The 10927-nt window shown below is 68.8% G+C and carries 14 protein-coding genes; 5 read left to right on the top strand and 9 right to left on the bottom strand.

Annotation, left to right across the window (positions count from 1 at the left end):
* Positions 1-380 (bottom strand): rhodanese-like domain-containing protein (locus Q0916_RS01175; protein ID WP_299233219.1); only part of this gene is annotated, 380 nt, incomplete at its 3' end.
* A 109-nt stretch (positions 381-489) separates the two neighbouring features.
* Between Q0916_RS01175 and Q0916_RS01170 the strand changes: the two genes are divergently transcribed.
* From Q0916_RS01170 to Q0916_RS01155, 4 genes are all read left to right on the top strand, one after another.
* Positions 490-1719: a carboxypeptidase-like regulatory domain-containing protein gene (locus Q0916_RS01170; protein ID WP_299233217.1), complete on the top strand. Its 1230-nt coding sequence runs from the start codon at positions 490-492 to the stop codon at positions 1717-1719.
* A gap of 263 nt (positions 1720-1982) precedes the next feature.
* Positions 1983-2852, top strand: a complete 870-nt coding sequence (locus tag Q0916_RS01165; protein ID WP_299233214.1) for a sulfurtransferase — start codon at positions 1983-1985, stop codon at positions 2850-2852.
* A gap of 97 nt (positions 2853-2949) precedes the next feature.
* Positions 2950-3573, top strand: coding sequence for a rubrerythrin family protein (locus tag Q0916_RS01160; RefSeq protein ID WP_299233212.1), 624 nt, complete (start codon positions 2950-2952; stop codon positions 3571-3573).
* A gap of 54 nt (positions 3574-3627) precedes the next feature.
* Complete coding sequence (locus Q0916_RS01155; RefSeq protein ID WP_299233211.1) at positions 3628-3831, top strand: hypothetical protein; 204 nt, start codon at positions 3628-3630, stop codon at positions 3829-3831.
* 24 nt (positions 3832-3855) lie between these two features.
* Here Q0916_RS01155 and Q0916_RS01150 read toward each other — a convergent pair whose 3' ends face one another.
* The 8 genes from Q0916_RS01150 to Q0916_RS01120 all read right to left on the bottom strand — a co-directional run bounded on the left by Q0916_RS01150 (position 3856) and on the right by Q0916_RS01120 (position 9727).
* Positions 3856-4275, bottom strand: a complete 420-nt coding sequence (locus tag Q0916_RS01150; RefSeq protein ID WP_299233208.1) for a hypothetical protein — start codon at positions 4273-4275, stop codon at positions 3856-3858.
* Positions 4276-4758: 483 nt separating this feature from the next.
* Positions 4759-5190 (bottom strand): acyl-CoA thioesterase, encoded by a 432-nt coding sequence (locus Q0916_RS01145; RefSeq protein WP_299233205.1) that lies wholly within the window; start codon positions 5188-5190, stop codon positions 4759-4761.
* A 158-nt stretch (positions 5191-5348) separates the two neighbouring features.
* Entirely contained in the window at positions 5349-5609 is a 261-nt protein-coding gene (locus Q0916_RS01140) for a hypothetical protein (protein ID WP_414689304.1), read from the bottom strand.
* Complete coding sequence (locus Q0916_RS12175) at positions 5491-5985, bottom strand: ferredoxin--NADP reductase (RefSeq protein ID WP_414689303.1); 495 nt, start codon at positions 5983-5985, stop codon at positions 5491-5493. Before Q0916_RS12175 ends, Q0916_RS01140 begins: the two co-directional genes overlap by 119 nt.
* Positions 5986-5991: 6 nt before the next feature.
* Positions 5992-6861, bottom strand: coding sequence for a hypothetical protein (locus Q0916_RS01135; protein WP_299233200.1), 870 nt, complete (start codon positions 6859-6861; stop codon positions 5992-5994).
* A gap of 67 nt (positions 6862-6928) precedes the next feature.
* On the bottom strand, positions 6929-8386 hold the full coding sequence (locus Q0916_RS01130) for a hypothetical protein (RefSeq protein ID WP_299233197.1): 1458 nt from the start codon (positions 8384-8386) through the stop codon (positions 6929-6931).
* 66 nt (positions 8387-8452) lie between these two features.
* Positions 8453-9280 carry an MBL fold metallo-hydrolase gene (locus tag Q0916_RS01125; RefSeq protein WP_299233193.1) on the bottom strand — a complete coding sequence of 276 codons (828 nt, stop codon included), beginning with the start codon at positions 9278-9280 and terminating at the stop codon, positions 8453-8455.
* A 63-nt stretch (positions 9281-9343) separates the two neighbouring features.
* Positions 9344-9727, bottom strand: a complete 384-nt coding sequence (locus tag Q0916_RS01120; protein ID WP_299233190.1) for a YlbF family regulator — start codon at positions 9725-9727, stop codon at positions 9344-9346.
* 96 nt (positions 9728-9823) lie between these two features.
* Here Q0916_RS01120 and dph2 point away from each other — a divergent pair, with 96 nt between their 5' ends.
* Complete coding sequence (gene dph2 / locus Q0916_RS01115; protein ID WP_299233187.1) at positions 9824-10879, top strand: diphthamide biosynthesis enzyme Dph2; 1056 nt, start codon at positions 9824-9826, stop codon at positions 10877-10879.
* The last annotated feature ends 48 nt before the right edge of the window (positions 10880-10927 follow it).

Below are 10927 nucleotides of genomic sequence, written 5' to 3'. Positions count from 1 at the left end.
GTCGTCGGTTCGCTCCGGCTCCACAGCGAGTAGTCGCCGTCGAGGAGGTGGAGCCCCGAGGGGTCGTGGCCGTACAGTTCGGCGGTGACGAGAAACCGGGCCGCGAAGACGCCGTGGGTGTCGTCGTAGGCGACGATCCGGTCGCCGTTGGCGATCCCGGCCTCGCCCGCGAGATCGGCGAAGACGTCCGCGCCGGGCAGCCGCCCGGCCTCGGCCGCGCCGTGTTCGTCGGCCCGAAAGCGATCGAAGGGGACGTTCACCGCGCCGGGGACGTGGCCGATGCCGTCGTACTCCCAGGCGTCCCGGACGTCGACGACGCTCGTTTCGGGATCATCGAGCCAGCCGGCCACCCGTTCGACACTGACGACTCGTTCGTTCATGCGGCCACGTTCGTCGCCCGCGGGTTAACCGTTGTCCGTCCCGCCGGGCCGTCTCGGGGGCCCCGAAGGCACCCAATACTAATACTACTCTCGGGACGAAGTGTCGCGTATGCGATCAGGAACCGTCGCGGCACTCGCCGCTGTCGGGCTCGCGTTTGTGGCCCTGTCGTCGGGGGCGGTCGCGGCCGACGACGTCGCGCTCACCGTCTCTGTCGTCGACGGGGACGGCGATCCGGTCGACGGCGCGACCGTCGAGGCGACGTGGGACGGCGGCGAGGCGACCGGCACGACCGCGAGCAACGGACGGGTGTTCATCGACGTCCCCGAGGGCGAGGACGTCGAGTTGGACATCGACGACGATCGGTACATCCGGAACCGACCGCTCACGGTCCGAGACGCCGACGAGCGCGACGTCGAACTCCCCGTCGCCAGCCGCGGCGAGGCTGTCGTGACCGTGACCGACGCCGAGGACGCGCCGCTGTCGGACGTGACCGTCGGCTTGCGGCAGGACGGCCGAACGGTCGCAAGCGGCGAGACGGACGACGAGGGCGAGTTGCGCACCGGCGCGGTCGAGCAGGGCGAGTACCGCCTCTCGGCGGTCAAGCCCGGGTACTTCGCCGGACAGCGCGATCTGAGCGTCGGGGCCGACACAGAGACAGAGGCGACCGTCTCGCTCGAGAGCGGCCGCGTCGCGCTCGATGTCGCCGTCGTCGACGACCACTTCGAGGAGCCCCGGACGCTGACCGACGCGCGCGTACAGATCGAGGGCGGCGCCTTCGACGGGGAAGTCAGCGCGAGCGACGGCTCGGCGTCGGTGAACGTGCCGGTCAACGCCCGGTACACGATCTCGGGCCAAAAGGAGGGCTACGACCCGACGCCGCGTCAGGTGTCGGTCAACGAGGAGCCGCGCTCGGTGACGGTGACGGCCCAGCGGACCCACGAACTCGTCGCGTCGTCGTCGAACGATCGGGTGGTCGTCGGCGAGCGAACGCGGATCGAGGTCGTGAACGCCTACGACGAGCCGGTTTCGGGCGTGACGGTCCGGCTGAACGGCGATCCGGTCGGCGAGACCGACGACCGCGGCGAACTCGCCGTGGGGCTTGAAACCGTCGGTGACGCCACAATCGTCGCCGACGACGGCCGCGTCGAATCGGCGTCGATCACCGTCACCGCCATCGATCCCGACGCCGAGCCCGAAGACGGGACCGACGACGGAACCGACGGCGGGGCCAACGACGGCCCCACCGAGGACGAGACGGACGATCTCCCCGGGTTCGGCGTCGGAGCGGCGGTCGTTGCGCTGCTCGTCGCCCTCGCCGCGGTCGCGAGCCGGCGGTAGCGGTACCCCGGAACGTTCGGTTGTCCACCGGAACGTTCGGTTGTCCACGCCGAAAAAAGCAAATTTTGCTTGTAATCGCGCGGGAGCGCCCGGTCGCGATCAACCGACCGCCCGAAGCGGTCCGCTCACTCCCGGGGGTTCGGCGCCGACACGGGGCGAAGCGCGCGCCGAGTACCGGGGGTCGTTGCCGTGACCGGGGATGTCCGGATGGGCGTGCCGTCAGAGGTAGTAATATAACCCGGGGTCCCGTATGATTGGGTGTAATGAGTGAATCAGACTACGCGAAAGACGTGCTCGTATCGGCCGACTGGGTCGAGGAGCGTCTCGACGAGTTCGGGAGCGACGACCCCGCCCACCGACTCGTGGAGGTCGACGTGGACACCGAGGCCTACGACGACAGCCACGCGCCGGGCGCGATCGGGTTCAACTGGGAGACCGACCTCCAGGACCAGACGACCCGGGACATCCTCGAGAAGGAGGACTTCGAGGCGCTGCTCGGCGACCACGGCATCTCCGAGGACTCGACGGTCGTCCTCTACGGTGACAACGCCAACTGGTTCGCGGCGTACACCTACTGGCAGTTTAAGTACTACGGCCACGACGACGTGAAACTGCTCGACGGCGGCCGCGAGTACTGGATCGAGAACGACTACCCGACGACCGACGAGGTCCCCGAGTACTCCGCCGTTGGGTACGAGGCCTCCGGCCCCCGCGAATCCATCCGGGCCTACCGCGAGGACGTCGACAACGCCATCGACCGCGGCCTGCCGCTCGTCGACGTCCGCTCGCCAGAGGAGTTCAGCGGCGAGGTGCTCGCCCCGCCGGGACTCAACGAGACGGCCCAGCGCGGCGGTCACATCCCTGGGGCACGGAACATCTCTTGGGCGGCCGTCACGAACGATGACGGGACGTTCAAATCCGCCGAAGAGATCCGAGCGCTCTACGCCGAGGAGGGCATCGACGGCGACGAGACGACCGTCGCGTACTGCCGGATCGGCGAACGCTCCTCGGTCGCGTGGTTTGCGCTGCACGAGCTGCTCGGCTACGACGACACGATCAACTACGACGGCTCCTGGACCGAGTGGGGCAACCTCGTCGGTGCGCCCATCGAGACGGGCGGCGCGGACGACTGAACGGCGCCGGTAGCCGACCCCCCGCGACCCCGTTCGTTTTTTTGAGTCGCCGCCGGCAACCGTCGCTTACAAGCGGACTCCCGTTCTATCGGGGCGTATGAACGCCGACGAGTTCATCGAGGCCGTCCGCAGCGACAACGAGACCGCGCTGTCCCGACTCGGTTCCTCGAAGTCCCTCTACGCCGACACGGGAGGGAACATGGATCCCGAGGAGGTGCTCGCCGCCGCCGCCACCGCCGAGCACCACGCCGCGGAGACGTACGAGGCGTGGGCGGCGAGCGAACACGGTGAGGCGGCCGAGGCGTTCGCCGAGACGGCCCGCGAGGAGCGATCGCACTACGACGCCGTCGCGGGCGAACTCGACGCCCACGAGCCGGGCGAGACCCCGGCGATCCAGGCGTTCCTCCGGGACCTCGAGGGCACCGTCGAACGCCTCGGCGGGTTCGTCGGCCGGACGCTCGCCGCCGAGCGATCGAAGACGCAGGTGACGGGCTTTTTCGTTGGCAACGCCGACCCGCAGACGGCAGATCTCTTCCGATCGATGGACGACGATCTCGAGGCGCAACTGCGCCGGGCGAAAGCGCGTCTCGACGCCGAGTGCGACGACGACGCGGCGTGGGACCGGGCCCGCGAGGCGGCCGAGGGCGCCGTCGAGGCGGCCTACGGGGAGTACACGGAGCGCCTCGAGTCGATGGGCGTCAACCCGAAGCCGGTCTGTTGAGCGGCCGGCTCGGGCTGCGTAAACTATATATTCCGACGTGTGCGTACTGTTAGCATGGCCGACGAAGTGATCGCCTGCCCGCGCTGCGGGAAGCACATCAACTTCTCCATCATCGAGTTGACCGCCGACAAGGAGGTCGCCTTCGTACAGACGGAGCCGATCGAACGCGACGGCGAGTTCACCGCCCGGGAGACGAGGTGTCCGGAGGGTCACTCGTTTTGGTACGCGGTCACCGAGACCGATCCGCTGAGCGCCTGACCCGGCCGGGGCGATCCGGGGTGCTCACTCGGACGTGGGCAGAGAGGCGTCGAGCGTCCGGCGCGTCCGCAGGCCCGTGCCGAACCGGCGCACCGTCTCCGAGCCGTGCTCCGAGCAGGCGAGCACGGCGACCGCGCCGTCCCCGACGGGCACCACCGCCTGCCGCGGGTTGTGCGCCGCGAGACGGCATCCGGGGCATGTGATCCCGCCGGCCGGTCGGTGGTCTATGAGTTCCGCGCGCGCCGCGGTCGTGTGTCCGCAGACGGACCTGAAGCGTTCGAGGTGTTCGTCGCACCCAACGAGCGGAACGGTGAGCGTGTCGAGGAGCAGAAACGCGACCGATCCGCGTCCCGGCGAGCGGAGCGCCGACAGACACCGCCGACAGCCGGGTGTCGGTCGCTCGTCGGCTCCCGGCACCGCGGGGTCGGTCTCCAGTGGGGGCATACGTGGACGACGTGTACGTGCGGCCGACGGGTAAGCTACCGGGTTGGGTTCGGCGTCGAAACGGGCCGTCCCGCGCCGGCCTAACCGAGGTTCCGATCGATCGGGGGCTTTCCCCTGTGGATCCCGACCCTGCAGGCGGTTCGTCGTCCCGTGGTTTTATTCGGCCGCCTATGTCTGTGATAGGTTGTATCACGGTGGCACGTGACGAGCCGCTCCAGAGCGGTGTCAGGGAGCGATCACGGACCGAACTGTCAGTGCACAGGGACGGAGAGCAGACGGGGGTTCATGCCGAAGTGCGGCGTACGCGTTTGCCCTAGCCGGGAGCAGCGTCGGGACGGCGGCCGCCCAAGACGAGGGCCCCGCGGGAGATCGCGCCGAGTACGGTCACGATGACGTCGGCTGAAACCCTCATAGTGGCGCCCGGGTCGCGTTCTAGACGCGGAAGCGGCGGAAAAACACGTTCCGGTCGCGATGCACCCGTCCTCAGCACGGCGCCTCTTCGACGAGCCGTTCGCCCCTGTCGGTTTCCGGGACGACCGGCGGGACCTCGACGGAGGTTCCGTCCTGGTCGACGGCAACCATCGTGAAACAGGCCGCAGTCGTCGGCGTGGTCCCTTCCTCACGTGGGTCCCGGCTCTCAACGTCGACCCGGACCTCAAGGCTGCTCGTCCCGGTCTCGTGGACGTAGGCCGACAACTCGGCGACGTGTCCGACCGGGATCGGGTTCCGGAAGTCCACGCTTCCGATGTGTGCCGTGACACACGTCTCGCTCGCCACGGTCATCGCCGCAACTGCGGCCAGTTCGTCCATCAGCCGTACCACTTCCCCGCCGTGGGTGTTCCCGTAGTTGTTCGCCTGGTTCGGCTGTATCCGTTCGATCGATTCGACGTACGTGTCGAGCACAGAGACTGACATCGGTCTACCGGTCGGCTCCGCAGGCTGGTGTCTGTTCGGATTCCGGCCGATTGTACCGGACAAAAGCGACAGCCTTCGATGGCGTCTCCGGGGTCGAAACGGCGCTGTCGTGTCGATGTGAGACCGCGGGTCTGCCTCCATCGCCGAGCGGTGGCCGGTCAGACATCGTCGACGACCTCGTCCTCCCAGCCTTCGCTGTGGATGCGTGCCTCGGGCGTTCCGATGTCCCGAAGCGCAGCCCTGGTTTCAACCACCATCGGAGGAACGCCACAGATATACAAGTCCCGGGCCTCGACGCTCTCAAAGGGTTCGTCCAGATGGTTCTGGACGTAGCCGATCCGTCCTGTCCACTCCCAGTTGGGGTCTGAGAGGGTGAACGTCACGTCCGGATTCGGGTGATCGGCGGCCAACTCGTTCAGTGTCCCGCTGAATGATCGTCTCCCCGCGTTTCTCACCGAAGACGATGTGCGCGTTCCCGGAGCCGTCCCGAAGGTACTGACGCAGCATCGCAAGCATCGGGGTGATTCCGGTGCCGCTGGCGAGGAAGGCCACGTCGCGATCGGCGTCAGCGAGCGTTAGCGCGCCCTTGAGCGGACCGATGGTAACGTCGTCACCCGGCCGTCGGGTGTGCATATACGACGATGCGAACCCGTCGTCGTAGCGACGGATCGTGAGGGTGAGTTCGTCGGTCCCGGGACGGTTCGTCGGCGTGTACGGCTGTACGACCGCTTCGCCGCCCGCCTCGAACCGGACGTGTGCTGCCCGGGTTCGAACTCGAAGCGACCCGACCCCCAGAGGCTCTCAGGCCATCGTCTCCGCTTCGGCGGCGAGCGCCCCGACGACGTCGGCCGTCGCCTCGTCGGCCTCCGCCGGGTTCTCCAGCAGGACCGTCTCGCTCGGAAAGAGCTTCTCGCCGACCCGAAGGCCGTGATCGCGGGCCGTCGATCCGGTCACGGTCAGGTACACGCCGATCCCGACCGACGCGATGGCGGCCTCGGCCTCCTCCTCGCCGGGGTACCGGAAGGACACCCCGTCCGTGGCGCTCGTTCCGACGACCGCCTCGACGAGGCGTTCGTACCGCGGCGAGATACACAGCGGACCCTCGTAGGCGTCGAGAAAGGCCCGCGTCGGGGACTCGGCCACGTCGGGGGTCGAAAGCAGCGTGTGGTGGACGGTGTCGCCGAGCCCCGAGGCGACGCGGACGTCGGTGTCACGGGGGTCGATCCGGTCGTTGAGCTCGGAGAGCGACGACAGCGGCTCCGGCTCGATGCCGACGACCTCCTCTAAGACGAGGTCGGCGGAGTCGTACCCTAACGCGAACTCGTGTTTCCGGAGCGCCCTAAAGGGCTCCTCGCGGCCGACGAGATGGAGGTCGTGTCGGCCGAGACCGACCCGGAGGCTATCGAAGACGATCCGCCTCGGGGCGCCGGGGCGCGCGTCCCGAACGAGCGTGTACTCCGGCGCGTACCCGCCGGTGTCGCTGTACGCGCCGAGCCGTTCGTACACGCCGTCGGTCGGCTCCTGTTCGCCCTTCGTGATGGCCTTCTCGTACCGGAGCGTCGAGACGATCGAGTCGGCCCGCTCCTCGGCGTCGGACACGGCCGCGACCCGATCGAGGACCGCCTCCAGGGGCCGTCCCTTCCGCGGAACGGCGACACGAACGGTTGTCATTGTCGACCCGGACTCGGCGGACGAACAAAGGCCGACCGGTTCCCGGCGGCGCTCGTTCCGGCCGAGGCTACTCGGCGTCCTTGGTGTCCGTTCCCGACTCGTCGGCTCCGGAGCCGGAGTCGGCGTCCGAGTCGGGGCCGGGGCTGGGGGCGGACGAGCCACCGCCGGCGAGACCGCTGAGGGCGTTCGTCAGCCGATCGCGCATCTCGGCGACCTCCGCGATCTCCTCGGAGAGCGCCTCGACCTCGGCCTCGATCTCCGAGCGCGCGTCGGCGCCCGCGTCCACGTCCGAGCGGACGCCGTCCAGGTCCGATCGGAGCTCCGTCAGGTCCCCGCGGACCGACTCCAACTCCGCGTCGACCCGGTCCTCGACGCTCGTTTCGAGCGCCTCGAGTCGGTCGTCGATCTCCGAGCGCGCGCCCTCAAGCTCCGAGCGCGCGTCCGCGAGGTCGGCTTCGAGTTCGTCGACCCGTTCGGCCGTCTCCTCGTAGTCGTCCCGAACGCCCTCGATCAGCGTCTGTGCGCTCCCCTCCTCGTCGAGGAACTCCTCGAGGGCGTCCGTATACGCCGCCAGATCGGCGGTCTCGGACTGGAGGTGTTCGATCCGGGCCTCGACGCTCGCCGTCGCCATGTCGAGTCCGAGCGCGTCCCGAAGCTCGAGCAGATCGTCGTCGTCCGCGTCCGACGCCCGGATCTCAGCCGCCAGCTCCGAGACGGCGGAGCGCTCGGCCGCCTCCTCGGCGTCGTCCGCGGCCGGTCCGTCCGACCGGGAGCCGCCGGCGTCGGGCTCGTCGTCTCCGGATCGCTCGGCCGGCGACCTGCCCCCGCCCTGGGAGGCGGCCTCGGTCTCCCCTTCGGCTTCGGGGTCGTCCTCGGCTTCGGGGTCGTCGTCACCGCCTTCGTCGGCCTGGGCTCGGGGTTCGGTATCGTCCGCGTCCGCCGCGTCGGCGTCCGTCCCCTCCGGGGAGCCGGGATCGCGGTCGGCCTCGGCTTTCGTCTCCCTCTCGATCGTGTCGTCCGTTTTGCCGTTCGTCGCCGCTGTGGCGTCCGACCCGGGCGCCGAGATCGGTTCGGCGCCCCCGGAGAGCTCGACGCCGTCGATCTCCGCGGCGTCGAGCGCCGCGTCGAGGTCCGCACCGCCGTCGCCGCTGGGACCCGACGGCACCGGATCGATCGCCTCGAGCGCCGGTTCGGTCATGAACCGCTCGGCTGTGTCGGCGTCCCCGCCCCGCAGCCCGTAGACGGTGGTGTACTCCTCGCCGGCGCCGAACTCCCGCTCGAAGACGATCCGACCGTCTTCGACGTCCCAAAACTCCGCCCCGTACTTCGGGTGAAAGCCGATGTTCTCCGGGGCGACATCGTCGGGGACGGTCTCGGCGAGCTTGACGATCGCCGCTGCGTCGCGGTCCGAACGGATCCTGAACGCGATGGCGGGCACGGGGAAGTCGTCGGGCTCGAAGGACTTCTCGACGGTCACGCCGTTGCTCGTTACGGTTACGGTGTCCTCGGGCTCGGCGTCGGTCATACCGAACGGTTCCGGCGATCGCAGATAAAACTACGCGGTGAGTCGGATGCCGGAACCGCGCGGAACTCAGACTGCGGTCCGGTCGCCGATCTCGAGGATCTCCAGCGTCCGGGGGTACTCGAAGCTGCGGACGTGATCCCGGAGCGCGCTCGGATCGGCGGTGAGGCCCTTCCACATGTCCCAGTGCGTCGGGAGGAGCCGATCGGCGCGGAGTTGCTGCGCCGCCTCCGCCGCGGTGTTTTCGTCGGCGTACCACGTGGTGTGGGTCGGCTCGCGCGTCTCCTTGTCGGGTATCATCCCCGAGGAGCCGAACGCGACCGCGGCCAGATCGATGTCGTAGCGCCGCCCGACGTCCTCGAAGGCCTCGCTGGAGCGGGCGTCGCCCGCGTGGAAGAACGTCTTCGAGTCGTGCTCGATGACGTACGAGACGGGGGTTTCGGCGTCGGGATCGTTCGCCCGCTCGACGCGTATCGACAGCGACCCGACGTCGACGGTCTCCGACGGGGCGATCTCGGTGATGTCGTCGCCGTCGACGCCGTGGGCGTCCGTCCAGGTCTCGGCTATATCGACGGCGGCGGCGGGGCCGTAAAACGACGCGTCGGTCCCCGAGAGGATCGGCGCCTGAGACGGGCCGTGGGTGTGGTCGGTGTGCTCGTGCGTCGAGAGGACCGCGTCGGCCGCACGGACGTCCTCGGGCGCGAAGGGGACGGGGATCATCCGGATCGTTCGCGGCGGATCGCCGGTGCCGAGGTACGGATCGATAAACAGCGTCGTCCCGTCGTTCGCCTTCAGCGCGAACCCGTTGCAGCCGAGATACCAGACGGCGATGCCGTCGGGATCGGCCCTCTCGATCGCCGCCGGAAGCCACTCGCCCCAGTCGGAATGGACAGTCATGGTGTCGGGTGCGGCCGGGGCGGACAAAAGGCGGACGGTCCGTCGGTCGGTCGGGGCGTTCGGCTACTCCTGACAGCAGCCGCCGGCGGTCTCCCCGAACTCGACGTCGAGGGGCTCGGAGACGAGCTGATCGAGCTCCTGGAGCCGGAGTTCCAGTTCGGACTTCGCCTCCAGATACGCCGACATCTTCGGGTCGCTGTGGAGCTCCTCTTGGGCGTTCTGTAGCTCCAAGAGGTCCTCGTTGGAGGCGGTCCCGGCCTCCCGGGCCATCAGGAACTCCTCGCGGAGCCGCTCGAACTCCGCCATCTCCTGTTGCAGTTCCTCGTCGGCCTCGACGGTCGCCTTCGCCTCGAGAAACGCGTCGTACACGTCGAGTTCGGCGATCGCGTCCCCGAGTTCCGTTGCGAGTTCCGTCGCGCGCTCCCGTGGTGTCGTCTCGACGCTCATCGCCTACCCGTTCGTCGCGGAGCGGCTTATGTGTACTGTCCGGGGAACCGGGCGCAGAGCGCGGCAGTTTTACGCGCCGACGCCGAACAACGCTCAATGAGCCACGAGTCGGACGCCGGGCGGACCGAAGGGGACCTCCGGAACACGGGAATGGCGCTCAAACACGAGCGCACCTGGGACTACGAACTCGAACGCATCGTCGAGGCCGTCGAGGAGCGCAACGCGACGAAGGTCGGCCTGCAGTTCCCCGAGGGGCTGAAACGGCGGGCGGGCCGGGTCGCCGACGACCTCCGGGCGCTGTTGCCCGAGGAGGCGACGGTGATGATCTCCGGACAGCCGTGTTACGGGGCCTGCGATCTCGACACCTACATGATGCGGCGGACGGACGTCTTCGTCCACTTCGGGCACTCCCCCATGAAGGAGTCGGACAAGATCGTGTACGTCCCGCTGTTCTCGAACGTCGACGTGACGCCGATCATGGAGGAGTCCCTCGCGGAGCTCACCGACCCCGCCGAGGACGACGCCGTCGGCCTCGTGACGACGGCCCAGCACATGAACAAGTTCGAGGAGATGCGCTCGTGGCTCGAAGAGCGGGGCTACGCCGTCGAGACCCGCCGCGGCGACGAGCGGTTGACCCACGAGGGGCAGGTGCTCGGGTGCAACTACGCGTCGGCGGACGTCGACGCCGATCAGATCCTCTACGTCGGCGGCGGGAAGTTCCACCCCCTCGGGTTGGCGATGGAACACCCCGACAAGACGGTGATCATCGCGGACCCGGTCAACAACGTCGTCACGATCGCCGACACCGAGAAGTTCATGAAACAGCGCTACGGCGCTGTCCACCGGGCGATGGACGCCGAGGAGTGGGGCGTCGTCTTCTGTACGAAGATCGGGCAGGGCCGGTGGGACGTCGCCGAGGAGATCGTCGAGGACAACGACAACGCCTACCTGTTGACGATGGACGAGGTGACGCCGGACCGGCTGACGAACTTCGGGTTCGACGCCTACGTCAACACCGGCTGTCCGCGGATCACGACCGACGACGGCCCGCAGTTCAAACAGCCGATGCTGACGCCCGGCGAGTACGAGATCGCGATCGGCGAGAAGCCCCTCGATAGCCTCTCGTTCGACACCTTCCACGGGACCTGGTAGCCCGGTCGGGGGCGGTGCGGCCGGGGCGGACCCGACGGGATCGCGGCC

The sequence above is a fragment of the Natronomonas sp. genome, from assembly GCF_028274965.1.
GTDB lineage: Archaea > Halobacteriota > Halobacteria > Halobacteriales > Haloarculaceae > Natronomonas.
Note: the sequence above shows the minus strand (reverse complement) of the source record. Positions and strands in the feature narration are given on the sequence as shown.